The 25,939-nt window shown below is 52.9% G+C and carries 19 protein-coding genes and 1 riboswitch; of the genes, 11 read left to right on the top strand and 8 right to left on the bottom strand.

The genetic code is table 11. The features are described 5' to 3' along the window. Nucleotides 1–69 precede the first annotated feature (69 nt). The 4 genes from galE (at nt 70) to EYB31_RS28430 (ending at nt 5,234) form a co-directional block, all read left to right on the top strand. Nucleotides 70–1,059: a UDP-glucose 4-epimerase GalE gene (galE, locus tag EYB31_RS28445; RefSeq protein WP_131016859.1), complete on the top strand. Its 990-nt coding sequence runs from the start codon at nt 70–72 to the stop codon at nt 1,057–1,059. Between the two features lie 35 nt (nt 1,060–1,094). Further along, nucleotides 1,095–2,672 (top strand): UDP-glucose--hexose-1-phosphate uridylyltransferase, encoded by a 1,578-nt coding sequence (locus EYB31_RS28440; protein WP_131016858.1) that lies wholly within the window; start codon nt 1,095–1,097, stop codon nt 2,670–2,672. A gap of 211 nt (nt 2,673–2,883) precedes the next feature. Further along, on the top strand, nt 2,884–3,852 hold the full coding sequence (locus EYB31_RS28435) for a metallophosphoesterase family protein (RefSeq protein ID WP_165452663.1): 969 nt from the start codon (nt 2,884–2,886) through the stop codon (nt 3,850–3,852). A gap of 209 nt (nt 3,853–4,061) precedes the next feature. Then, the gene (locus tag EYB31_RS28430) at nt 4,062–5,234 is read left to right on the top strand and encodes an EAL domain-containing protein (protein ID WP_165452662.1); all 1,173 of its coding nucleotides are present in this window, start codon (nt 4,062–4,064) and stop codon (nt 5,232–5,234) included. A gap of 30 nt (nt 5,235–5,264) precedes the next feature. Here EYB31_RS28430 and EYB31_RS28425 read toward each other — a convergent pair whose 3' ends face one another. The 3 genes from EYB31_RS28425 to EYB31_RS28415 form a co-directional block, all read right to left on the bottom strand. After that, a complete protein-coding gene (locus tag EYB31_RS28425) occupies nt 5,265–6,992 on the bottom strand; it encodes a proline--tRNA ligase (protein ID WP_131016855.1) in 1,728 nt (575 codons plus the stop codon). Nucleotides 6,993–7,415: 423 nt separating this feature from the next. Next, the gene (locus EYB31_RS28420; RefSeq protein WP_165452661.1) at nt 7,416–10,244 is read right to left on the bottom strand and encodes a DEAD/DEAH box helicase; all 2,829 of its coding nucleotides are present in this window, start codon (nt 10,242–10,244) and stop codon (nt 7,416–7,418) included. Further along, on the bottom strand, nt 10,241–11,836 hold the full coding sequence (locus tag EYB31_RS28415) for an SWIM zinc finger family protein (protein ID WP_131016853.1): 1,596 nt from the start codon (nt 11,834–11,836) through the stop codon (nt 10,241–10,243). The genes EYB31_RS28420 and EYB31_RS28415 overlap by 4 nt, the downstream gene beginning before the upstream one ends. A gap of 144 nt (nt 11,837–11,980) precedes the next feature. Between EYB31_RS28415 and EYB31_RS28410 the strand changes: the two genes are divergently transcribed. Both EYB31_RS28410 and EYB31_RS28405 read left to right on the top strand, forming a co-directional pair. Next, nucleotides 11,981–12,274, top strand: a complete 294-nt coding sequence (locus EYB31_RS28410) for a hypothetical protein (protein WP_131016852.1) — start codon at nt 11,981–11,983, stop codon at nt 12,272–12,274. Nucleotides 12,275–12,306: 32 nt separating this feature from the next. Then, the gene (locus tag EYB31_RS28405) at nt 12,307–12,600 is read left to right on the top strand and encodes a 4a-hydroxytetrahydrobiopterin dehydratase (RefSeq protein WP_131016851.1); all 294 of its coding nucleotides are present in this window, start codon (nt 12,307–12,309) and stop codon (nt 12,598–12,600) included. A gap of 114 nt (nt 12,601–12,714) precedes the next feature. On the opposite strand, the gene EYB31_RS28400 is transcribed toward EYB31_RS28405, so the two are convergent. Further along, nucleotides 12,715–13,170 (bottom strand): GNAT family N-acetyltransferase, encoded by a 456-nt coding sequence (locus tag EYB31_RS28400; RefSeq protein ID WP_131016933.1) that lies wholly within the window; start codon nt 13,168–13,170, stop codon nt 12,715–12,717. A 223-nt stretch (nt 13,171–13,393) separates the two neighbouring features. Here EYB31_RS28400 and EYB31_RS28395 point away from each other — a divergent pair, with 223 nt between their 5' ends. Continuing rightward, complete coding sequence (locus EYB31_RS28395) at nt 13,394–14,230, top strand: sulfurtransferase (RefSeq protein WP_131016932.1); 837 nt, start codon at nt 13,394–13,396, stop codon at nt 14,228–14,230. A gap of 1,372 nt (nt 14,231–15,602) precedes the next feature. Here EYB31_RS28395 and EYB31_RS28385 read toward each other — a convergent pair. Continuing rightward, nucleotides 15,603–16,556: a tyrosine-type recombinase/integrase gene (locus EYB31_RS28385; RefSeq protein WP_131016849.1), complete on the bottom strand. Its 954-nt coding sequence runs from the start codon at nt 16,554–16,556 to the stop codon at nt 15,603–15,605. 113 nt (nt 16,557–16,669) lie between these two features. Next, a riboswitch (cyclic di-GMP riboswitch) is annotated at nt 16,670–16,765 on the top strand. A gap of 75 nt (nt 16,766–16,840) precedes the next feature. Here EYB31_RS28385 and EYB31_RS28380 point away from each other — a divergent pair. From EYB31_RS28380 to EYB31_RS28365, 4 genes are all read left to right on the top strand, one after another. Then, entirely contained in the window at nt 16,841–17,422 is a 582-nt protein-coding gene (locus tag EYB31_RS28380) for an HD-GYP domain-containing protein (protein WP_240762941.1), read from the top strand. Nucleotides 17,423–17,441: 19 nt separating this feature from the next. Then, nucleotides 17,442–19,031, top strand: a complete 1,590-nt coding sequence (locus EYB31_RS28375) for a methyl-accepting chemotaxis protein (RefSeq protein WP_131016848.1) — start codon at nt 17,442–17,444, stop codon at nt 19,029–19,031. A 12-nt stretch (nt 19,032–19,043) separates the two neighbouring features. Next, the gene (locus EYB31_RS28370) at nt 19,044–19,469 is read left to right on the top strand and encodes a chemotaxis protein CheW (RefSeq protein ID WP_131016847.1); all 426 of its coding nucleotides are present in this window, start codon (nt 19,044–19,046) and stop codon (nt 19,467–19,469) included. Nucleotides 19,470–19,759: 290 nt separating this feature from the next. Further along, nucleotides 19,760–22,381 carry a response regulator gene (locus EYB31_RS28365; protein WP_131016846.1) on the top strand — a complete coding sequence of 874 codons (2,622 nt, stop codon included), beginning with the start codon at nt 19,760–19,762 and terminating at the stop codon, nt 22,379–22,381. A 286-nt stretch (nt 22,382–22,667) separates the two neighbouring features. Here EYB31_RS28365 and EYB31_RS28360 read toward each other — a convergent pair whose 3' ends face one another. The 3 genes from EYB31_RS28360 to EYB31_RS28350 form a co-directional block, all read right to left on the bottom strand. Further along, on the bottom strand, nt 22,668–24,107 hold the full coding sequence (locus EYB31_RS28360; RefSeq protein ID WP_131016845.1) for a HAMP domain-containing sensor histidine kinase: 1,440 nt from the start codon (nt 24,105–24,107) through the stop codon (nt 22,668–22,670). Beyond that, entirely contained in the window at nt 24,094–24,774 is a 681-nt protein-coding gene (locus tag EYB31_RS28355; RefSeq protein ID WP_131016844.1) for a response regulator transcription factor, read from the bottom strand. The genes EYB31_RS28360 and EYB31_RS28355 overlap by 14 nt, the downstream gene beginning before the upstream one ends. Nucleotides 24,775–25,005: 231 nt before the next feature. Further along, entirely contained in the window at nt 25,006–25,800 is a 795-nt protein-coding gene (locus tag EYB31_RS28350) for a response regulator (RefSeq protein ID WP_240762939.1), read from the bottom strand. Nucleotides 25,801–25,939: the final 139 nt, after the last annotated feature.

Below are 25,939 nucleotides of genomic sequence, written 5' to 3'. Positions count from 1 at the left end.
TCTACACAAGCTGCTTCGGCGGCTTTATATACAGGCACATAACACGATAAAGGACAAGGAGAGGTTGGGATGGCTATCATGGTGACAGGCGGCGCAGGGTATATCGGTTCCCATACGGTAGCGGAGCTGCTGGCGCGCGGCGAAGAAGTCGTTGTTGTCGATAACCTGCAGCAAGGCCATCGTCAAGCGGTGCTTGGCGGCAAGCTGTACGAGGGAGATCTCCGCGATCAGGTGTTTTTGGATAAAGTGTTCCAGGAGAACAAGATTGAGGCGGTCATTCATTTTGCAGCCAATTCTTTGGTTGGCGAAAGCATGAAGCTGCCGGGCAAATATTATCATAACAACGTGTATGGCACGTTATGTCTTCTGGAGAAAATGAATGAATACGGAGTGGGCAAAATCGTGTTCTCCTCCACGGCGGCCACCTACGGCGAACCGGAAAACGTGCCGATTCAAGAAACGGACCGGACGCTGCCGACTAACGCCTATGGCGAAACTAAGCTGGCGATGGAAAAAATGATGAAGTGGTTTGATACCGCCCATGGCATCAAATATGTATCGCTGCGTTATTTTAACGCGGCAGGCGCTCACGAAAGCGGCAAGATCGGCGAGGACCATAACCCGGAAACCCATTTGATCCCGCTCATCTTGCAGGTTCCCCTCGGTCAGCGGTCGCATATTACCGTCTTCGGCAATGACTATGCGACATCGGACGGGACCTGTGTGCGCGACTATATCCACGTCAGCGATTTGGCCGACGCGCATGTGCTGGCGGTGGAGAAGCTGCGCCGCGGCGAAGACAGCGGCATCTACAACCTCGGCAGCGGCAATGGGTTCTCCGTCAATGAGGTCATCGAGGTGGCGCGTCAAGTGACCGGACATCCGATCCCGGCTGTGATGGAGCAGCGCCGGGCCGGTGACCCGGCTGTACTGATCGCCTCCTCGGAACGTGCGAGAGCCGAGCTCGGCTGGCAGCCGAAACGCGACAAGCTGGAGAACATCATCGCTTCCGCATGGGCTTGGCATCAGGCCAATCCGCATGGTTACGCCAAGGCGTAAGCGCTGTGCAGGTCAGAAACAGGGAGTGAACAGCTATGACATCCAATCAACATGAACAACGGGCGGCGCAAAACATCGAGCGCCTGCTCCAATTCGCGGCCAGCCGCGGACTGATGGAGCCGATTGACGCTTATGCCGCGCGCAACAGCTTGCTTGATCTTTTGCATATCAGTGAGCCTTACGAAGGCACGTTAAACGACCCTTCGGCAAACAGCCCGGTAGGAATTCTCGAAGAGTTGCTTGATTACGCGGCAGCTTCAGGCCTGCTGGAGGACAACAACACCACGCTGCGCGATTTGCTGGATGCGCGGATGATGGGGGCGCTGATGCCGCGCCAGTCGGAGGTAGCCGCTAAGTTTTGGCAGACGGTGAGGCACAGCGGTGTGGAGATGGCGACGGACGATTTTTACCGGTTGTGTATCGATGCGAATTACATTCGCATGGACCGGATCGCCAGCAATTTGTATTGGCTGGCTCCGACGGAATACGGCGATCTGGAGATAACCGTGAATTTGTCTAAGCCGGAGAAAGATCCGAAGGAAATCGCCATGCTCAAAAATGCGCCGCAAAGCAATTATCCAAAATGTTTGCTGTGCATCGACAACGTCGGCTACGCCGGCCGTCTGAACCATCCGGCACGGCAAAACCTGAGGGTGATACCGCTGGAGCTGGACGAAGAGCCGTGGTATTTTCAATACTCGCCTTATGTTTACTATAATGAGCACAGCATTATTTTCGACCGCCGGCACCGTCCGATGAAAATGTCGAAAACGACGTTTTACCGGCTGCTTGATTTTATCGACCAGTTCCCGCATTATTTCATCGGCTCCAATGCCGATCTGCCGATTGTAGGCGGGTCGATCCTTAACCATGAGCATTTCCAAGGCGGGAAACATAGGTTTGCCATGGAAAAAGCCCCGGTGGAGATGTCGTTTACTCATCCCGATTATCAGGGAGTGAAGGCGGGTATCGTCAACTGGCCGATGTCGGTTATCCGTATCTCGAGCCACAACAAGCTGCCGCTGCTGAAGCTGGCCGGCGAGCTGCTTGACGCTTGGCGCGAATATAGCGATCCGGAGCAGGATATTTTGGCGTATACGGTTAAGGATGGCGAAGCCGCCATTCCGCATAACACGATTACTCCGATTGCCCGCAACAACGGCAGCGGAGAGTATGAACTCGATCTCGTGCTGCGTAACAACCGGACGAGCGAGCAGCATCCGGACGGCATATTCCATCCGCATCAGGAGCTTCACCATGTCAAGAAGGAGAACATTGGCTTGATCGAGGTGATGGGATTGGCTGTGCTGCCGGGCCGCTTGAAGGGAGAGCTAGACGGGATCAAGCGCATATTGTCCGGCGATGCAGAGCTGCTTCAGACCGCTGAACAAAACGGGGAGCATGAGCTGAACAAACATGTTATCTGGATTCGCGAGCTTTGCCAGCGTTATGGCACCGGCCTTGAGGAGCAGGCGGCGGAGCAAGCCGTACAGGATGAGGTCGGCCGCAAATTTGCCCAGGTGCTGCAGGATGCCGGCGTATTTAAACGGACCGAGCATGGCCGGATCGGATTTGTGAAATGGATGGAAAGCGCAGGCTTTCAATTATTATAATCAGTGAGTTTTGCTCACATCGGGAGACCCGCTTTGTATAAGCAGGGTCTCTTTGGCATGTCGCGCAGTAATATCGGGAAATCGCTGCCCTCTTGTTAGCCCTACGCCCTCTCGAGGCGGAATAGTTTTTGCCGCTTAATCCATACTGAGAGTACATCAGGAAGATCTGGGCCAGATGCCCAGATCGGCAGAAGGGAAGGGTGTAAGGAAGATGATAAAGGGCATGTATGCGCTTGGAATCATGGGACTTATTGGCGGATGGCTGGCGGGAGCGGGGCATGCCGGAGCGGCTGAGCCGCTGCTTGCTTTCCCGGTTATTAGCGACGTTCACGCACAAAGCTTTGACGAGCTGGCCGCGCAGAAGCTGCAGGCGGCATTGGCTGACTTAAACGAGGTGAATCCGCAGGCGGATGCGCTGATCGTCAACGGTGATTTGGGCGACGGATCGCCGCGCGATTACGCGGCATTGTCTCGCATTTTGCAGAAAACACCGCATCCCCGGACGTTATTTTTTACCATCGGCAATCATGAATATTATCAGGCATGGCACGACCAATCCGGGAAGTGGAACATGCCGGCGTTCCCGAATGGGGAGACGGAAGCGGCTTCGATCCGGCGGTTTCTGCAGCTGACCGGCGAGCCCACGGTGTACTATGACAAGTGGTTGAACGGATATCATTTTATTTTCCTCGGTTCGGAACGTTACCGGCAGTCGGATTCGCAAATGGGAGAAGATGCTTATTTGTCGGCCGGGCAGCTTGAGTGGCTGCAGGAACGGTTGCAGGCAGGAGGGGAGCCGGCAAAGCCGGTATTTGTTTTTTTGCATCAACCGCTGCCGGATACGGTGAGCGGAAGCGGCGCGGAGCGCGGGGTTGTGCAGCACCGGGAGCTTGCCGCCATATTGGGGCGGTATCCCCAGGTCATCTTGTTCTCTGGGCATACGCATGCACGGCTGGGTATGGCACAAACGATGGTGCGGGACCGGTTTACGATGATTGGCAGTTCTTCGGTATATGAACCTTATGATGACGACGGACAGCGGGTCCCGCAGAAACTCAGAAGCAGTGAAGGGCTGTACGTCGAGGTTTACGAGGACCGGGTAATGCTGAGAGGCAGAGATTTTACACATCAGAAATGGATTCCCGAAGTCCAGTTCAAGTGGGAGCCAACCTTACCTTAAAGCTCCCATTCATTGTTGTATTGTACGACAAATGGTTAGCAAATCTCTTTGGAAATGAAAAGAAATGAAAGGGGGCAGGAAAATCATGCTAATTGTTGTTGCGTTCATAAGAGGCTGTGCTTTACAATACACATAACGATATAACATGTCAGAAAATCTCCCACACAACAGGCATCAAAAAGGGGTGACAGATGGTGCGATACAGCGAGATGATACCGGGCGAAAGAGAAATCCTGCCGTTCTTTCAACCGATCGTTTCACTCCAAACCCAGAAGGTTATTGGTTACGAGACGCTGGGCAGACAAAAGATAGGTAATGAAATACGCAGTCTGGGCCCCTTTTTCGGGGATACATCCATTCAGTATGAAACTCATTTGCGGATCGACCGCATTTTACGGGAGCAAGCCATTCAGAAATTGTCCGGCGATTCGTCGGGGGCGTGGTTATTTATTAATTTGAAGCCGTCTTGGATCTACCGGATGTTTCGCGAGACGAAGACGCTGCCCACACTGCAGTTTGTGGAAAAACACGGGATCGATCCTTCGCGGATCGTGATTGAAATAACCGAAGAGGAATTTCAAGGCCAACTGGAAGAACTGACGCAAATTATCGAGGTTTACCGCAGGCGCGGCTGTACGATTGCGATTGACGACATTGGCAGCGGCTTCAGCAACTATGACCGTATCGCCACCATTCAACCGAAAATTTTGAAAATGGATTTGAAAATATTAAAAAAAAGCGCGGTCCACAAGGGATATAAAGCGCTGCTGAAATCATTCTCCATCTTAGCCTCGCAAATCGGCGCTTCCCTGCTCGTAGAGGGCGTAGAGACCAAACAAGATCTTCATAATGCGCTCGAAGCCGGGGCCCGGTATGTGCAAGGTTTTTTGTTCTCGCCGGCCGAGCCGCATTTTATAACCGAAGATACGTTTGAAGAGATGCTTAAGAAAGAAATCAAGCTGTATACGGAACAGGAGCTGAAAAAATACCGCAGCTTGTATGCCGTACAGGACAGCTTAAACGAGCTGATTACCGCGGAAGCGTGGATCGTATCGGCGGACGATGCCGATGCGCTGGTGCAAGGGCTGCTGACCCGCGTAGCGGAAAATGTGGAGCGTATCTACATATGCCGGGAAGACGGACGGCAAATATCTTCCAACTTCACCCGTACCGATCTGGGCGCATGGCGGGTCGACGCCGCATACCGCGGCTCGAATTGGATTTGGCGTCCGTACTTTATCCCGAACGTACTGCAGATGAGCGTGCAAGGGCAAGGCAATTTATCGGCGGTGTATACCGATTTGGATAGTTCACGGCTTATGCAGACGTATTCTTGTCCCATTAATCAGCATCATTATTTATTTCTCGATTTATTTGTGTAAGTTGTTTCGCTAACATTCTTATTTCCGGTCTCATTTATTGTTTTCCTTCAACCGCATTTCGGATTGAACGATCTCTTTTATAAAATCTGCCGCATCGTCAAGCTTAAGCTCCCATTGGCGGCCGCTGCTCTGATGTTTGAGCTCGGCGAGGCCTTCTGAAGCACCTTTGCCGATAATGAGGCAAAGCGGGATGCCCAACATATCGGCATCATGAAACTTCACCCCGGCACGTTCGTCGCGATCGTCAAATAGCACCTCAAGCCCTTCTCCCTGCAAACGGGAGTAAAGCGTGTCCGCCGCCGTCCTCTGGGCTTCATCTTTGGCGGAGACGCGGATCAGATGCACGTGGAAGGGGGCGATCCCCATCGGCCAGACAATCCCCTTTTCGCCGGCGCACTGCTCTGCAACGGCCGCCAGTAGACGGGAAACGCCGATGCCGTAGCAGCCCATCTGCATCCTCTGCATGCGGCCGTCCGTCCCGCTGTAGACGGCATTTAGCGGCGCGCTGTATTTGTCCCCGAGCTTAAATACGTGACCGACTTCGATTCCCCGGTAACTTTCAAGGGGATGATGACAGCGGGGACATGGATCTCCCTCGCGGGCGATGCGAAAATCACCAATTCGCTCCAGAGTAAAGTCGCGTCCGGGACGCACATTCTTCAGATGCCAGTCCTGCTCGCCCGCACCGGTAATGGCGCTGCGGAGCGCTGCCGCTTCGCGGTCGACGTAGGCGGGCACGCTCAGCTTCAGCGGCCCGGCAAATCCGGCCGGCGCTCCGGCGGCGGCAAGCACGGTTTCGGCGTCCGCCAGGACAAGCTCTTGGGCGCCGAGATGACGCATCAGCTTGATTTCATTAACCTCGTGATCCCCTCTGACCAGTACGGCGACCGGCGTGCCGTCTGCGACATAAATTAACGTTTTGATGATGTGCTCGGGTTTGTATCCGGCGACGGCAAGCTGCTCTATCGTGCGGATGCCCGGCGTATACAGTCTTTCCGGTACCCCTGCATCCGCGCCGTGTTCACTTTGCTGCAACGGCGCAGTTTCCGCCTTCTCCACATTCGCCGCGTATTCGCAATGCGAACATACGGCAATCGTATCTTCCCCGATTTCGGCCAGCGCGACAAATTCGTGCGAACCGCCGCTGCCTCCGATGGCGCCCGCATCGGCTTCCACCTCGCGGAAGATGAGCCCGCACTGCTGGAATATGCGCGCATAAGCCGCTCTCATCGCCGTGTACGCTGCATCCAATCCGGCTTCGTCGGTATCAAACGAATAGGCGTCTTTCATCGCAAACTCCCGGCAGCGCAGCAGCCCGTAACGGGGACGGCGTTCGTCGCGGAATTTGTTTTGTATCTGGTAAAGTCTTAAGGGCAGCTGGCGATAAGAGCTGATTTCCTGCCCGACCAGCGCTGTGACGATTTCCTCATGCGTAGGACCTAACGCGAATTCGCGGCCATTCCGGTCATGGAAGCGAATCAGCTCCGGGCCGTACTCGTCATACCGTCCGGACTGATGCCATAGTTCGGCAGGCTGCATCGAAGGGAGCATCAGTTCCGCGGCTCCGGCGAGCTCCATTTCCTCTCGGATGATCTTCTCGATGTTCCGCAGCACCCGCTGCCCTAAAGGCAGGTAAGAGTAAACGCCGGCAGCGAGCGGACGGATGTAGCCTCCGCGCAGCAGCATCCGGTGTCCGAGTGCTTCGGCTTCAGCCGGAGCCTCGCGTAAAGTCGGTGCAAATAAATGAGATTGGCGCATAACGATCCCTCCATGGTTTGTATGTAAGGCGATGAAAATGAAGTGTTGCGCAAAAAAAAGACGCTTCGTCAGGGACGAATGCGTCGTGGTACCACCCTTATTGACTGTGTCCAATCACCTGAAGCCCCATTGAGGCAGACACGGTCCTTTATGCCGATAACGGAAGCTCCCGGCAGCGAATACTGAAGCCCAAAGGCCGTTCATCGCCGCGGCTGGAAGGGGGGAAGATAACCGGATCGTTCGAAAAGCCTCGCAGCCATGGGCTTTCTCTCTGGGTGAATGACCGGATATCTCATGTCCTTCGTCAACGCCGTATATATTGGTTCTACTTTACAGTACATGGGTATTTTTTACAAGTCCAACGTACCCGATCATAATCATAGAGCCGCTGGGCGTCATAGCAGTGCCAATCGGCCAGGCCGGTTACGCCTCGACCCATTCCGACCGCAGCATAAACATTTCCCGCAAATCGTCGGTGGACAGTTCGGTAATCCAGTTTTCGCCGCTGCCGACAATCTGTTCGCTCATTCCTTGCTTACGTTCGATCATTTCGTCGATTCGTTCTTCGAGCGTGCCAAGCGTGACAAACTTATGCACCTGCACGTGCCTTGTTTGCCCGATCCGGAAGGCACGGTCGGTGGCCTGATTCTCCACAGCGGGATTCCACCACCGATCGAAATGGAACACGTGATTGGCCGCGGTTAAGTTCAGCCCGATCCCGCCGGCACGAAGCGACAACAGAAAAATACCGGAGTGGCCGGTGTCGTTCACGTCCTGGAACTGCTCGATCATTTCCTCGCGCACGCTGCGCGGCGTACCCCCGTGCAGGAATGGAACGTCCGCGTCGAGCTCCTGACGGAAAATATGCTGCAGCAGCAGCCCGGTCTCCACAAACTGGGTAAAGATCAGGCAGCGGTCGCCTTCCTGGCGAAGCTCCTGCACCATCTCGAGCAGCCGTTCCACTTTATTGGAACGGTTCTGCCAGGGGCGCGAGGTATCTTCCTTCAGCAGCAAGGAAGGATGATTGCACACCTGCTTGAGTTTGGTCAGCGAAGCGAGAATGTGCCCGCGGCGTTCCATCGGGGACAGCTTATCGACCCGCTCAAGCAGGTTCTGCACTTGGCTTTCGTACAGCATCGCCTGCTCGGAGGTCAGCGACACGAATGTTTTGTATTCGTTTTTCTCCGGCAGATCGAGCTGGATGTTCGGATCGTTTTTCACCCGGCGCAGCAGGAAGGGCCTAATGAGACGCTGTACTCTGCCGATCAGCTCCGGATCCTGCGTTTTCTCCAAAGCCACCGCGTAGCGCTGGGTGAAGTCGCGCAGCGAGCCAAGGTATCCGGGATTTAAGAAGTCGAAAATCGACCATAACTCGGTGAGCCGGTTCTCGATCGGCGTACCGGTCATCGCAATCCGGTGGTTGCCGGACAATTGGCGGATCGATTGAGCTTGCTTGGTGTATGCATTTTTAATATTTTGCGCTTCGTCCAGACAGATCGAATCCCACTCCACAGAGGAGAGATCGGACTCATCGAGATGGGCGAGCGTATACGATGTCAGCACCAAATCCATACCTTCACAGCTTTCCGCAAACTTCTTGCCGTGAGCGCGGGTCGGACCGTAGTGCAGATGAACCTTCAGCATCGGCGCAAAACGCTGCAGCTCCTTCTGCCAGTTGCCGAGCACCGATGTCGGACAGATGAGCAGCGACGGCTGAGCCGAGTTGCTTTGCTGCTTGACGAGCAGCAAATAAGTGATCCATTGAATCGTTTTACCTAACCCCATATCGTCGGCGAGGCAGCCGCCTAAGCCGGTCTGCCGTAAAAAATAAAGCCATGAGATCCCATCGAGCTGATAAGGGCGCAGCGACCCCTGAAAGGTATCCGGCGGCGTTACGGCTGGAATCCGCTTGGCATGTGTCAGCAGTTCCATCATCTCTTCGAGCTGCCCGTTTAATTCGACCTCAATCGGCAGCGAGCGCTCCAGCTCGAGCTCCTCGTCATCGGAGAGCGGGCCAAGCAAGTGCAGCTCGAGCACATCACGAAACGATAAGCCGCGTTTTTTCTCGACTTGTTTCATCGCTTTTTCAATTTTCGCAAGCTGGGTAGGATCAAGCTGTATCCACGCCCCGCGCAGTTGCACGAGCTTACGCTTTTCGGTGAGCAGCTGGCGGAACTCTTCTTCGCTCAGCTCCATATCGCCGACGGCGATTTTCCAGTCGAATTGCATCAGCTGCTCCAGTCCGAACAGCGATGTGCCGGAACCCGCGGACGACTTCAGCCGTGCCTTGAGACGCGGACGCCAGCGGCGAATGCGTTCCCACCAGGACGGAAGATAGATCGTATAACCGGCTTCAATCAACCGCAGGCTGTCCTCGGCCAGAAAATCCCACGCTTCATCCGAAGTCAGCTTGGTGCGGATGCCCCCGCTTTCTTCCGGGCGAAGCCATGGAACGATACGCACCCATTTGGCGATGTCTTTGGTCAGCCGCTCCGGCGTCCAGCCCTCCGGCAGCGCAAGATCCTCCTGCGGTTCGCCGAGCTCATTCACGACGAACACGGCATCAGGGTTGGCGCGGTTCTGCAGAATGAAGCGCAGCTGCCAATAGGCCCCTTGCTGAGGCTCCACGAGCTGGAGGCAGGAACGGTAAGGCGCGGCGTCCGTCTGCCAACCGATGGAAACAAGCCAGTCCTCCTCGTCCATCCATGTATCATGAGGCGCATTTTCCCGGAGCAGCTTCGGGTACTCCATCTCCAGCTGGCGCAAACTCTCTTTCATACTGCCGTCCTGCTCCACCCATTCGGGGATGAGCTGGGCCATCCATTCCTGCACGATTGGTTCTTCCGCTTCCGGCGTATCCGGCCCGAGCTTCAACTTCCAGCCGAGCTGACCGTGTTTCCACTTGGTGAAATCCGGCATGAACTGCCCGCCGAGCAGCGCGTCTTTAATCGCCGGTGCGGAATGCAGCAGCGCCGACGTTTCGTGGTCCCATTGCAGCTTGATATGCTGTGCATGGGCCGGCTCACAGAAATAATCGAGGGCGTCCAGCGCCGGCAGCGTAAGCCCTTCTTTTTGCGACCACTCGGCCGTGTCCAGAAAAGTGCCGTAAAAGGAAGGCTGATGCCACGCAAATAAAATGTTTTTCAGCTCCATGGCATCCCAAACCCCGCCGTTGGCCCGGGTTCCCCATATGAAAAATGAGCCGGCCGGAAGCCACCGGGCATGGACGGTCAGCGTGTTCAGATCGATCATGGCAGCCATTTCCCTTTCTTCAATTCTTCCTGAAACGCTCTAAGCCGGCTGTATTTAGCGGACAGTCCGGCCATGTACTCATCCCAGCGCTGCGGCGCGCCGATCTGCTTATAGAAGCCGTTCAGCTTTTTGAGCAGCTTGACCGCGGTGGCGTAGGAAGTCCGGTTTTTTTCCACGATGCACCGTTCCACGGCTTGCGTGTACAGCGGCAGCAGCAGCGCCGGATCATGGGCTTCAACCGCTTTGAGCTCCGCTGCATATAAATTGGCGGGTGAAATCCGGTTCGAAATTTGGAGATCGACCCAGTGCTTAAACCGCGACGTTTGGAGCAGATACGCCGTATAGTAGTAATATGTGCGCGGCAGCAACGTCTCCATGACGGCGACCCATTCCTCATCGCTGGACTGATGCTGCATGGCTTCCGTCCAATACCCGCAATATACCCCGAAATCGTCTTGGCCCGCCCGCTGCATGGCTGGAGTCAGCCATCTAAGCAGGCTGAGCATCCGTTCCCATTCGCCCATCCGTTCAAATCTGTATAAGTAGAGGAAGAAATCGCGCGGCTCGCGTACTTTCAGTTCCTGCAGTTGCAGCATAGCTGCCTGATCATCGCCGCGGATGACGGCGAAATGCGCCATGGCCAGCAGCAAAATGTCCTTTTTGCGCGGTGTGACATTGGATTTCTCCGCTTCGGTCCGCAGATGCTTAAGTTCTTCCTGTATCCACGTTTTCTGCTCGGCGGCCCGCCACCAGAACTGCCGGTACACGGTCAGCCAATCCAGCGGCGTGTCCTTGGATTGCAGCATATGCTCCGACAGCATGGCGGCCGTTTCTTTTACGTATCCGTTGTATTGCTTCAGCAACTGCTCGATCGGCAGCTCCGGCAGCAGCTCCAGCGATTGATCAAGGCACAGCTTGGCGACCGCTTTGCAGCCGGACTCGTGGTAATGCGACAAATACGAAGACTTGCTGTCCAGAAAGAACTGCTCGGTTTTTCGCATAATAAACAACACGACATGAAGCCGGTACAACTGCAGCAGCGGGTCCGGCCATTGCTCGGCCAGCTTGCCAAGCGTCTCTTGCGCCGTCTGGTAGAACGCTTCAATCGAGGATTGATGCGTTACCGAGAATCCGTAAAACTGCTGGTCAAAATAGCGGTGCCATGAAGAAGGCGGCTTGTTCTCGGCGGGAGCAACGACCTGATCCTGCTTCTTATCGCCGCGTGGACCGCCGGTGCGGGCTTGCTGCTGCTTGGCTTTGACCAGCAGCTCTTTTTTGAGATGCTGAAGCAGAAGCTCGGGGCGCCCGTAAGGCACATACAGCGCAAATACCGTTGCAGGGATGTGGGCGCACCAGCCCTCATCGGGACAGCTGCATTCGCTTTTTTTGAAATCCTCCAGATCGATGATGACGTCGTAAGCGCGGGATTCCCGGACCAAAGCATGGATCTCGACGCCGTAGAGCTCGACGCCGGATATTTTGCCTTTGTGGAATAAGTCCCAACCGTTTTCGACTTGTGCCGCGTCATAATGAGCCTGCAGCCCGTCAATCAAATAATTCATCCGGTTTTTTGGAATTTGCAGCCTTAGCATCGGACGAATCTCCTTCACTCCACTTATTTTCCGTAAAAAAGATAATACTTCTAGTGTACCAGATTTTGAAAAAAATTGCTCAAGGCCATACTATATGTTGTCATGCCAACACGATTCTTTTTTTCAAGGGAAGGGGGGAATACGATGGGAGTAAGGTACGCACGGGAATATTCGGACATCATTGCCGATTTGAGCGAAGCTTTGTCTTCGGTCCGCGGCTGCTACGAACTGCTGGATATGGGGCGGGAAGATTGGGAAGCGATGGAGCTGACGGAACGCTCCGAATGCTTGCGTACGCTGGCCGACGATGTGTTTTACGGACTGGGTTCAGGCGGGGCGATCCGCCACAGCGGCAGCGCGATCCGGCATGACCGCAATCGCCATATTATCGTGGTCAGCAGCGGGACCAATGTCGTCACCGTCGTTTTTTTGATATGATATAGGGAATATAAGGAAATGGCGGTGTTTGGATGAAGCTGACTGAAGAGCGGATTGCGGAGCGGCTGGAACGGGCTGCCGGCTGGAGCCGGGAAGACGGGAAATGGATTGTGAAAAAGTACCGTTTTCCCGCGTTTACGGGTTCGGTCGCTTTCGTCAATGAAGTTGCGCAGATTGCGGAGGAATTGAACCATCACCCGATGATCGCAATTGACTATAAACTGGTGACGCTTCGATTGACCAGTTGGAGCGCGGGAGGATTGACAGAGCTGGATTTTACCTCGGCAGCACGTTATGACGCGGTGTATGCGCAGGCGATCTCGTAAGCGGCCTCGGGATAAGTAACCAGTGAACCAGTTACTGCCGGATCATTGGACGCAAAGCATGTCACTGCCGGACGCGCTGTCTCTGCGAAAAATCCGGTTCAAGCGGCATCGCTCCTAATCGCGGTAAACCATGCAGTAAAAAGCGGACATGCCCTTCGGTGTCATTTTCTCATAGCTGTCGGTCGGCTCAAAACCTGCTTTGGCATACGTCCGGATTGCTCGTTCATTCCACGTCAGCACTTCCAGGTCGATTTCATCGTCCGACTTCAATCTGCGGGCTTCCTGCACAATGGCTTTTACAAAGGCTGTACCGGCGCCTTGGCGGCGGCCGCACCGGTCCGGCTTCATGCCCAGACCCAGCCGGGTTACACCCAGCATCGGAAACAGCTGCGCAAAACCGCAAAGCTCGCCGCTTGCGTCGATGACCGCATGGTATTGGGATGAGCGGATGCGCGGGTCGGCGAACTCTTCTTCATGCCGCTTCATCTGTTCCCATGAGGGCCAATTATATATATCGTAAGGCGCGGGATATTTCCAGCCGCATATGAGCTTTCCATGCTCTTCCGTCATCGGAATCAGCGTAAATTGCGTATTCAGCTGGGACAAGTCCGTGTCCTCCTTTTTGAACCATAGATACTCTTTATAGTAACGGATGCTTTTTATATTAGTGGTACCGACGATCACATGCAAATCGGCTTTCGGGTGGTTAGGAATAAGTTCCAATGTTTCCCTTATGGAGCGGTCCATTGTATACTGGAGAAAATGAACCGTTATGACGAAGGGAGCGATCCGCTTGAAGCATATTGTAGATAGGGAATGGCTTTTTGAACATGGCAACGACGAGCATGTCGTTATTGCAGATTGCCGCTTTGTGATGGGCAAGCCATCAGCCGGTCAGGAGAGTTACACGGCAGACCATATACCCGGAGCCGTATATTTTGATCTGGACCGCCATTTGTCCGATCCCGTCGGGGAGCATGGCGGCCGGCATCCGCTTCCCGATATGCAGGCTTTTGCCGAACAACTGGGCGCGGCGGGAATCGACAACCATTCCACCGTTATCGTATACGACGATCAAGGCGGCGCAATGGCTTCCCGCTTATGGTGGATGCTGACGTATCTCGGCCATCAAAAGGTGTTCCTGCTGGATGGCGGATACACCAAATGGAAAGAAGCCGGATATCCGGTGACGGATGAAGCAACTACTCCGCACTCGACCGTCTATAAAGCGCAACCTCAGACACAGCTGCTTGCCAGCATGGAAGAGGTGAAGCAGCGCATCGGCCAAGTAGGAACGGTGCTTGTCGATTCCCGCGAGAACAGGCGTTATCTGGGCCTCGAGGAGCCGCTGGACAAAGCGGCAGGACATATTCCCGGCGCCAAAAGTTATTTTTGGAAGGATGCGCTTAACGAGCAGGGAGACTGGAAGTCGTCGGAAGCGCTGCAGGAGCGCTTTAAGGACCTGTCCCGCGATGAGGAAATCATCGTCTATTGCGGCTCGGGCGTCACGGCATGCCCCAATGTGCTGGCGCTGAAGGAAGCGGGCTTTAATAATGTGAGGTTATATGCGGGTAGCTGGAGCGATTGGATTTCGTATAGCGATAATCCGATCGCCACGGGAGAAGAGTAAAAGGCGAGAGACCGCGTGGGACGCGGTTTGGGGCTGTGACGGGTTCCGGTAGGCGGGCTGTTGCGGCCCTTTTTGTTTTGTTCAACAGTTTGCAAACCAGAACGGATTGAAAGTAGTTTCTAGTCATCCTAGGCGGTAGTTAGTGACTACTAGGTTAAACACGATTTTTTTATTTTCCTCCCGTGTCAAATGTGCACGCGTGGCATAGTTTATCATATACACGCTGGTTTAATATCACGATTGCCCTGGAGGTTACTTATGAAATCCCGATCACATCGAGTGAATAAATCTCGCCATTCCAATCGCCGAACGAGTTCGCCGTCGCTGTCTTCAGCTTCCTCGCCTATGCGCAGCAGTTCGCAGTCCGGTAGTTCGACTCCGGCAGCCGGTACACCGGGACGAAAATCGTCTGTTCGTTCTGTAACGCCTGGCGGTCTTGGTTTTCCTGGAGTGCCCGGCGGCCCCGGTTTCCCTGGGATGCCTGGCGGTCCTGGTTTCCCTGGAGTGCCTGGCGGTCCTGGTTTCCCTGGGGGTCCCGGCGGTCCTGGTTTCCCTGGGGGTCCCGGCGGTCCCGGTTTTCCTGGGGCGCCTGGCGGCCCAGGTTTCCCTGGGGCGCCAGGCGGTGTGCAGGCACCAACGACCCCGCCTCCGCCTTTTGCGCCGCCAAAGCCGTTTACGGCAGCCGGCACGTTTGTAAATCCGGGAGCGCTTAGAGGCTGTTTGTTTCGGTTTACCTATGTTTGGCTAATCAACGGCGCGCAATTCTGGTTCTTCCCAGTATTTATCGGTTCAAATTCGGTCGCCGGCTTCCGGTGGGACGGCTTTTTCTGGAGATATATCGGCCTCAACGCGCGGATGATAAACGCATTTACGTGCTGAGTCTTCGCTTATAGGGGAATGTAGCAGCTTCGCAGGGTTGGATCAGACACCAAAAAGGTTATCGCGATTGAAAACAGTTCTTTCGGGATAACCTTTTTTCGCTGCCGTTGGCGATCCATGAATGAAAAGTTTGCTTCAATAAACACGGTTATCAGATTCTAGGACGAAAGCTTTGGAATACACCGCTGCTTGCGCCGTATGCTTCCGGTCCCTATCGGAAATACTTGCTACTAAGCGAAAAGGAGCCCAAAGGGCCCCCTTTCAACGCTGTATATTCAAAATCGGAACCCCAGCACTCGCTGTGAGTTGCCGGAAGGTTTCTAGTAAACTTTTTTTATTGGCGCAAATATAGTAAAGTAAGGTTCGCACAATTATCGTTGTTCGACAATTTATATGAAAATTCTTCATATTATTAGTGAATTCTACAAATAACCCGATATTTTGCATTATATTAAATTTGCTCTGACAATACAAGTGACCTAGTATTAATTTACTATAAACTGTCTTTAAGGCTGTCTTCGACAAAATCGGGGGCTGCTTTTTTTATTTGTTGGACCGTGTGCAGATAACGCTGCGTTGTGTTGATATGCGAGTGCCCCAGCGATTCTTGGACCTGCTGCAAGGTGGCCCCCCGAAGTAGGGCCAGAGTCGCATTGGTATGCCTGAGCCAGTGAGGCGTTACCTTTTTTCCTAATCCGCACTGTTCGCGTGCTCTTTGGATCATCTTCTCAACGCGTCTGACGGAGAGAGGGAAGATCCTTTTGATTGACGGCGGAGCAGTCTTTTGCAATAACTGGGGGAAATGTTTTGTATACAGGTCCCAAAGCATTTGCGGGACCTTCACTTCCCTTTCTTTTTCGCCTTTGCCATGGACTGTCAGCCAGACCGAGCTTTCCTCGGGATCCATGTGAAAATGCCCCCATTCCATAGAGACCAGTTCGGAAACCCGCAGCCCCAGTAAAACCAAAGTCAGTCCGATTACATACTCGCGTGGGCCTTGCCTTTTTAATTGTTCGCAGAGACGAACGACTTCTTTTTTAGTTAAGTAATGATTTCTGCTCGTTATCGAGATCTTGGGCGTACGGACGCTCGTAAGCGGGTTATGATGAAAAATGCCTATATTGGAATCGCTTCCCCATTTATACAGAGACCGTAAAGGGGCGATGTGAATCGCGACGGTTGCAGGCGCCTGGGGTGTGTTTTGTTTGCTTAACAGCCCCTCCATCAAGCCGATTTTGTAGATTTCGACTTCTTTCCAAGTCACATCTTTTAGAGACTTGTCCCCGATAAAGCTGCGGAATTTGTTAAACGCGCTGCGATAATTCCTCACCGTATATTTCGAGCGCGGATAAGCTGCAAAAAACATATTGACGATTTGATCGTTAGAATAATGTTCGCCGTGCTGCAGTTGGGCCGGATGTCGAGAAAAAGATCCAGAAATTGACATAGATCTGCTTTTTCCTCCTTGTTTGGTTCGAACAACGATAATTGTGCGAATACCTACTTTACCATGATTTGGGCACTTTGAGAAATATATAACAATTTCGTTATCGAAATAATTAGGTTTAAAGGCACACCTGCTGAAAGGCGGGGCCGCAAAGCTAGAGGGGCTAAAGCGTTTGTTCGTTACAAGCGTCATGCCAGCCAGCTGCCCTCCTGAAAAGATGGGCTCCTGAACGGCATGGAGACGTCTTTTTATTTTGCGGCAATTCGGAAGGAAGGAGCGGATGCATGGAGGAGCGGGTGTACAAGGATATCATGGACCGGCTGTTAGAAAAGGATCCGAACACCTATGAACACAGCATCAGAGTCGGACAATTGTGCGAGGCCATGGCGGAGCGATTGAATTTGCATGACAAACAAGCGAATGTTCTTATCTTGGGAGGGTATTTGCATGATATCGGAAAAATCTTTGTGCCGGATGACATTTTGCTCAAGGATTCGGCGCTCAGCGCCTCGGAATGGGAAGTGATGCGGCAGCACACCCGGTTGGGCGCATCCAAACTGCTGGAGTACGAAGGGATTGATCGGCAAATTGCCGAGATTATCGAACTTCATCATGAGCGTTTGAACGGCCAAGGGTATCCTTACGGTTTAAGCGGCGGCGAGATTCCCGTGTTGGCTCGGATATGCGCCATTGTCGATTCATTCGACTGCATGGTCTCCGACCGGCCGTATCGTAAAGGATTGTCATTCCGCGAAGCGGTGGACGAATTGCAATACCACAGCGGCACACAGTTCGACAGCGACTATGTCCGGCTGTTTGTAACACTGTCCCCGTCTTATGGGGGAATATATACCAACCATTACTAACAATAACGGAGTGATTGCCATGAAATGGTATTTTAATTTAAAGACGTCGGTTAAGCTGATCTCATCGTTTTTTATCGTCTCCATGGTATTGGTTTTTGTAGGCATCTACGGTTTGACGAATTTGAACAAAATCAACGACAGCTTGTCCGATATGTATAAGAACAATTTGACGCCGGCCCAAATGCTGTCGAACACGCAAATCTTGTATCAACGGCTGAGGCTTAACCTCAGAGATATTAACGACGCCGATAATAAAACCGACAGGGACCAGATGGTCGACAAAGGGAAAGGTTTCAGAAAAGAGATCGAAACCACGATCAGCGCCTACCGCAAAACACGGCTGTCCGAGGAAGAACTTGAAGCGATCAAGAAATTCGATCCCGCATGGCAGGACTACCTGAAAGCTGTGGATCAAGGAATTCAGATGATATATGAAGGGAAAGACGATGTCTTTAAAGCTTCGTTTAAAACCGGAGACATCCGTAAAACCGGAGATGATGTAAACAATTTGCTGGATCAGCTGATCGGCATCAACGTGAATTTGGCGGATAAAGCCAACATGGAAGGGGATGCATTGTTCCGTTCATCGCGGTCGGTGACCATTACCGTGATTGTGATTTCGCTGCTCTTCAGCATCGGGCTCGGTTATGGAATTTCTCAAATGATCGCACGTCCGCTTAACCGGGTCGTCGATCTGATCTCTAATGTGGCCGAAGGAGATTTGACGCAGACGTCGGATATAAACACCAAGGATGAGGTCGGACAGTTAGGCGAATCGATTAATAAGATGGTGTTTAATTTGCGCAAAATCATCGGATCGGCGTTAGCTTCTGCAGAAAGCGTATCTGCCGCGGCTCAGCAAATATCGGCCACCACCGAGGAAATCGCCAGCGGCAGTTCAAGCCAAGCGCAAGCGGCTCAATCGATGAACGAGTTGTTTAAGGAATTATCGCTGGCGATCGGCTCGGTAGCGAGAAATGCGGAGATGGCGTCCGAGCTGGCGAACAAAACGATGGAAACCGCGCAAGACGGGGGCGTCGTCGTACAGGCATCTATAGAAGGAATGAATCTCGTGAATGAGCAGATGTCTCGATTGGAAGCGGACTCTGACAAAATTGGCGAAATTATCGAAGTCATCGACGATATTGCCGACCAGACGAATCTGCTTGCACTGAATGCGGCGATTGAAGCGGCCAGAGCGGGGGAACAAGGCAGAGGTTTTGCCGTGGTGGCGGATGAAGTCCGCAAGCTGGCGGAACGCAGCAGTGAAGCGACCAAGCAAATTACATCGATTATTAAGGGGATGCAGCAGAATACCCGGCAAAGCGTAAAATCCGTAAGCGAAGGTGTCGCTTCGTCGCTGCAATCGGGCGAAGCTTTTAAAAACATTGTACTGCTGGTCAACGAAACGGCAAACAAAGCGGCGGAGATTGCGGCGGCCAGCGAGGAGCAGGCGGCTCAAACCGAGGAAGTGCTGATCTCTATTGAAAGCATCTCCGCAGCAACGGAGGAATCCGCGGCCAGCAGCGAAGAAACCGCCACGACGGCCCAGTCGCTTGCTCAATTGGCGGAAGAATTAAACGGCAATGTAGCCATTTTTAAGTTGTGAGAAGGTGACTACATGAATGCGGTCCATCAGGAGCAATATATCGAAGTAGGCATAGATAACGAGAAATATGTGGTTAAAATTCAAGACATTCACGAGATCATCAAGCTGCAGGATATTACCAAAATACCAATTAGCAAAAACTACGTGAAAGGCGTCATCAACTTAAGAGGCAGCATCGTGCCGGTGATATGCCTTCGCAGCCGTTTCCGGATGGCGGAGGCGGCGTATACGAAAGCGACTCGGATTGTCGTTATTCATTATGCGGACGAAATGGTCGGCATGATTGTAGACCAGGTCAACCGGGTCGTTGCGATATCGGAGATTCAGCCTCCTTTGGATGTTGTAGGGGGACAAGACGGCTCCTGCATCATTGGTTTCGGTAAAACGGACAACGGCCTCGTATGCCTTCTGAACCTGGAGCAGGTGCTCCGGCACTAGGATGAACTTTGCTGCTTATGATGCAGCTGCATGGAAACAGAAGAGGAACAAGGGGCGAGAGGCCGTGTGGAACCTCGGTATTCGGCGTACAGTACGTTTTGTGCTGTGCGCCTTTTTTGGCGTTTCTAAGAGGGTTTTCTAATGAAAAGTCCAAAGAACGAGCACACAAAAAAATAAATATAAATTAAGCAGCTTAAGCGTTTACAAGATATTGTGCGGCATGCTAAAATTTAGCCGAAATTATAAGAGGATCCCGGGTACGCCGGGACTTGTCCACTAGGGGTGATGAAGTGGATTTTTTTTATAAATACGCGCAATGCAGTGCCCTGGTCGTTATTTTCGTTTTTATTTTGCGGTGGCTGTATCCGTTCTCTGCGAAGCGCTCCAAGATAACCCAGGCGATTATCTTTGGCCTCTGTTTTACGGTTATGGGTTTTCTGATCATGCAAATGCCGATTGTCATCGAAAACGGCTTTCGTATGGATGTCAGGCTGATCAGTGTTGTGCTGTCAGGTTTAATTGGCGGGCCTCTGTCCGCTGTGGTTACTGCTGCCGCGCTCAGTGCGTATCGGATCAGCTTGGGCGGCGGTCTGGTGTTCCCGGTCGGCACGTTGATTACCGCAGCGCTGCTCAGCATCGCAGCATATCGTTTGAACCGGCGGTACGATGGGTTTATGGATCGCTTCGGATGGCTGCTCGGGCTTGTTGTGGCGCTGCAAATGCTGGGCTGGTCGTTTTCAGCTTCCCCGGTAACCCAAGCTCTGTTCTTGAAGCAGTATTCTGTGGCTTTTGTCATCTTCCATGTGGTTGCCGTACCCGTGTTTTATTCGCTGATTGCGTATGAAATCAGAAGATACGAAACGGAGAAGCAGTTGAAAGAGAGCGAACAGCGGTACCGCTCGTTAGCGGAGCATCTGGAGGAATTGGTGGCGGAGCGCACCGCCGAGTTGGAGCACAAGCATACGCTGCTTGCCGAAGCGAAGGAAACGGCGGAAGCGGCCAATCGCGCCAAAGGCGAGTTTTTGGCCAATATGAGCCATGAGATGAGGACCCCGCTGAATGCGGTGATCGGCCTGAGTTATTTGCTGCAGCAGACAAACCTGACGGAACGGCAGTTGGAATATGTGGACAAGACTGTGCTTTCGGCGCAAAATCTCATGACTCTCATTAACGACGTGTTGGATTTTTCTAAAATTGAAGCAAAGAAAATCGTCATCGAGCAGGTGAGCTTTGATCTGTATGAAGTATTAAGCCATATCTCGAATTTGATCAGCATTAAGGCGCTGGACAAAGGGCTAAAACTGCGGTTGTCGGTGAAGCCGGACGTGCCGCAGCGGCTGATCGGAGATCCGTTCCGGTTAAGTCAGATCCTGCTGAATCTGTCCAATAACGCGGTCAAATTCACGCATGCGGGAGCGGTTGCTATCGAGGTGCGGCTGATTGAGGAAAATGAGCGGGAAACGGTGCTGGAATTTGCCGTGTCAGATACGGGAATCGGTATTACGCCGGAGCAGCAGGAGATGCTTTTTCGCGAATTTACACAGGCCGATATGTCCACGACCCGAAAGTATGGCGGAACCGGGTTGGGGCTGGTCATCAGCAAAAATTTGGCCGAGTTGATGGACGGCACGATCCGTGTGGAAAGCGAGCAGGGAAAGGGGAGCTGTTTTCTATTTTCAGCGCGTTTTGCAGCAGGCATGGGGGAATTGGCGAAAGAGGAGCATGCGCCCCGGCAGACAGACCGGCTGAATAGGCTGGAGGTGCTGTTGATCAGCGATAACGCGGAGCTGCGTGTGGTGTTGAAACGGCAGCTGGAGCAGCTTGGTTATGCCGTGTGCGTTAGCGGTTCCGATACGGGGGCTGTGGAACAAGCCGTGCAGAAGGGCGGATACGATCTTGTGCTTGCGGATTGGCAGCTGCAAGGATCGGATGTGGCACAGCTGACTAACCGGCTGCGCGAGGATAACGCGGGGTTTGCGTGGATTAGCGGCGAATACGTCTCGGAGCTGCAGACAGCGGCTGTAGAGAAGGTGCTGTATTATCCGATCGGTGAGGCGCGCCTGTCCAAGGAACTGCTTAGGCTGGTACAGCACCGATGGCCCGCAGGGGAAGCGGCAGGGAATGGCTTCGAACACGAGGACAAGTATACAGAGCTGCGAAACGCTTCCGTGCTGATTGTGGAGGATAATGAAATTAATCAGCAGGTAGCCAAAGAGATTCTGAACGGAATGGGTGTACAGGTCGATATAGCCGCGAATGGCATGGAGGCGTTGGAAAGGCTCGGCGAAGATAGAGTCGGCGGGTACGATGCGATTCTGATGGACCTGCAGATGCCGGTGATGGACGGCTATGAAACCGCTCGGAGAATCCGAGGGCAGGCGCGTTGGACACATACGCCGATCATCGCGATGACGGCTGATGCGATGAAGGGAGTTAGGGAGCAGGTGCTGGAGGGCGGCATGAACGCGTATATCGCGAAACCTTTTGACCCTGTCCAGTTGTTCGGGCTGCTGCAGCGGTACATTCAAGTATCGAGAATGGGGGCGTGGTCGCAAGTGGCGGCCGGCGTGGAACCGAAGACGGAAGCAAGCGGGCTGAACGAGGCAGACGCGCTGAAGCGCCTGGGCGGTAATGAGGCGTTGTACGGGAGGATTAGGAAGTTGTTTTTGGAAAAACACCGCGAAGCGGTTCATGACCTGCGATTGGCGCTGCTCCACGGAGAGAAGGGGGCGGCCGTCGCGCTGGCTCATACATTAAAGGGAGCGGCTGGTGCGATCGGCGCTGCCGAGTTGGCGAAGGCGGCCGATGAATTGCAGAATGCCATCGAATTAAGCCAAGAGCGGCGGGCGGAGGAACTGCTGCTCAAATTAGAGGAGCGGCACCGCGTAGTCATGGCTGAGCTGGAGCGGTAGCCGTGTGGTATAAGCACAAGAAATTCGATGGTCGGAGTACCCTACCGACGCGAACGGAGCCATTCGGTCATCGTGCCGAAAGGAGACGTAGATGACAACCTCCGGGATAAGCAAACTGTGACGGCAGGTCATTTTGAAGAACGGTCACAGAAGGCTGCTGGAAAAGTTGCATTAATACCTGAAAAGGTACGGTTTCTCGAATGTTCGAGAAAACTGTACTTTTTTTCTCTACCGTTAAAAACTTCCGTTGAACCGCGATTCGGCAGCAAGCCGGGATGCCCATGGTTTAACAGGAGCCGTTGGCGGGAATCGACAATGTAAATATGGTCTTTCCGGGTTTGCTTTCGGACAATACCAGATCTCCGCCCAAGGAACGCGCCACCAATTTGCTGAATGGCAGTCCAAGACCAAGACCGCGTACCCGTCTTTTCTTGTTTTCCCCGCGATAAAACGGTTCGAATACGTTCTCCTGTTCCGCGGCGGGAATTCCCTGCCCCATATCCCGCACTTGGACCTGGAGTTCGGTCAGATTCAACGAAAGTTGAACACGGATGGTTCCGGCGATTATCATCGCATCCTTCGCATTGTTCAACAAATTGACCATGATTTGCTCGATACGAATCGGGTCTGAGAGAACCTGCCAGCTCGTATCATCGCTTTCCGCCTCAACGACCAGTTCCAAGGCTTGCTGCTTCTGGCTTAATCGCCACCTTGTTGTAATGTCCGTCAGCGCATTTTTCAGATCAAAGAGCTCCTGCCGGACCGTAACGGCATTGGACGCAAAGCTATTGAAATCGAGCAAATCCTCGACCATTTTTTGCAGACGGTTGCTATGCCGCAGACAGCTATCCAGAAAAGCTTCCGCTTCTTCGCCGTTGACGACGCCTTCTCTTACAGCTTGGATCAAGCCGCTAATGGACGTAATAGGTGTCTTCAGTTCATGTGTGACGCCGGCTAACAACTGCGTACGAAGCGCTTCCAGCCGGCTTAATCGCTCGGCCATTTCCTTGAACGCTTGCATCAGCTCATGGACTTCCTTCTCATCATGCTTTTTATCCAGTTGAATGTTGTAGTCTCCGGCTACAATCTGGTTGGCGGCGTCGACCGCTTCTTGAATCGGTTTCACTAAACGTTGCGTCATCAGATAAACAATTCCCCAGCCGATGAATAAACAAGTCGCAAGCCCGATTAACGTTATAAACCTGAAGTGAAGCAGCCCCTGCAGCGCGTTTACTTTTGGCATCAGGTACAGTACATAACCCGTAATGGAAGAGGAGATTTTCACCGGATGAACGGCCACCAGGAATGGCGGATGGCCTTCCTGCGACTTCAGAGCGAAAATATGCGCTCCCCCCGTTTGTATGTCCGCCAGTCGGGAACGCAATTGGGCTGCCTCATGAGGAGGGGCCTCGGGAAATTGCTGGACGATACGTCCCTTTTTATCCATGATAAACATAATCGGTCTGTTCTGCAGACGATATTGCTCCGTTTTGTCGATCAGATAACGATTCAACGCCAGGTCCTCAGGGAGTTCCCCTCCATGTTCCTCTACTAACTTCCCGATATCGCGGACCATCTGTTTCATTCCGTTGTATTGGTTGGACAGAGCGCTTTTTTGAATCGCATATAACGTGATCATACCTACGATAGCCGAACTTGCGAGCATGATCAGAAAATAACGGACGGACCAGTAGTAAAGAAGGCTTTTATGATTATTGGTTAACACGCAGTTTATACCCTATACCTCTCAAAGTGACGATCTCTCCTTCTTCGGCGGGCCAATTCGCCAAGGATTGGCGAATTCGATTCACGGCGATATCGACGGCACGGTCGCTGCCGTCGTAGTCCATTCCCCATACAGATCGGATCAATTGCTCCCGGCAGAAGATTTGGTTCGGATGGTCCGCAAGGAACAATAACAAGGTTAGGTCACGCGGCGTCAATTGTAGGGGACTGCCGTTCAAAGTGGCCTCGCGTGAGGAGAGATTGATTTTCAGGCTTCCGTATATCGTCGTATTCTCCGTTTTAATCTGGGGCATCCGCCTTAACACCGTTTGGACGCGGGCGACCACTTCTTCTCCGATAAAAGGCTTACATATATAATCATCGGCGCCTTTATTCAGCCCTGAAAGCCGATTGTTAATGTTGCCGAGAGCAGTCAACATAATGACCGGACAGGAACTCTTCTGCCGGATATACTCCAGTATCGACCACCCGTCCATGTCGGGCAGCATAATATCAAGCAGCACAAGCGATGGCTTCCATTGCTCAAACAGATTCAGTGCCTGAGCCCCATCGTAGGCCCGTTCCGTCGTATATCCGGCTTTTGTCAGGTAGGCCCGCAAAACCATCAAAATATCGGGTTCGTCCTCCACAATCAGTATCTTCTTCACGTTTAACCTCCCAGATACAGGCTGCCAAAGCGTTCGTCCGTTCGTACCCGAGTCCTTATGAAGAGCGGGGCTCCGGATATGGCACCGGGTCCGGCCATCCGCCCCATTCTTGATTCGGGGTTTAGCTACCGAATTCCCGCCTGCAGTGCGCACTTTCTGTCAATATTCGATAAATCAAGCCTTATTTCCTGCCTGCTGCCGTATATTTGGCTGTGGCTAAGCAGGGGCCGTTTACCAATTGATTTCTTTGTGGGAACGGTAAACGCCGCTTCTCAACTTGGCTTGCAATTGGATGAAGTATCCCTCGTCGCTGGTGACTACACCAACGGTGCCCTTTCGATCACGCACGGCGGCAATGAAGTCAAGAAGCAAGCGGTAGCCGTCGTTATGCTGGACCGGCTCCCAAAACTCCAAAACATACTTCACCTTGCGGAAGTAGAGCAGGCTTATCAGGCAATGATGAAGAAGGCGTACATTGTTATTATTTATATGCCGCTGGATAATAAGGGTAATACGGTCGCTCATGTGATGAAGCTCGAACGGCAAACCGGACAACATCGGGGCTTCCAGTTTCAGCGGCTCCGGTTTTTTAGGGGGGCTATTGTTCTCTTCTGCCGAGTTCGTGACGGACTCGATCTTGGGGACTTGCTTCTGTATCGGTTCACCCCCGAGTACGGCATGGATGACTTCTTTTATTTTAGCCGCAGTAAATGGCTTGACGATATAATGTTTGGCTCCCATCTTAATCGCCGCATACACTTTGCTTTTTTGTTCGACTGAACTGATTATTACGATGACCGCTTGCGGGTTCCGTTCCCGGATTAATCGAACTGCCTCAATACCACTCATGTCGGGGAGCTGAATATCCATAGTGATCAGATCGATCTTGTTGTGTTTATATAATTCAATCGCAGCCCTGGCATCCTCAGCTTCGACTGCGATGTAATGTCCTTGTTCTTCCAATATGGCGCGCAAACTGCGCCGAATAATCGGCGAATCATCTACAATCATGATGCTGGCCATCATATCCCTCCTCTTTAGATCATTATAGAAGCCGCATTCCTCATCATAATGGCTGAAAGTTTCAAGAATATCTCAAGGCCGCGGATACGGTACAGCAAACCGGGGAAAAGAAAGCCATGTGCATCCGATGGAAACATCTAAA

It is taken from the genome of Paenibacillus thalictri, from assembly GCF_004307995.1.
Taxonomy (GTDB): Bacteria; Bacillota; Bacilli; order Paenibacillales; family NBRC-103111; genus Paenibacillus_AF; species Paenibacillus_AF thalictri.
This window is presented reverse-complemented; position numbering and strand designations above follow the sequence as displayed.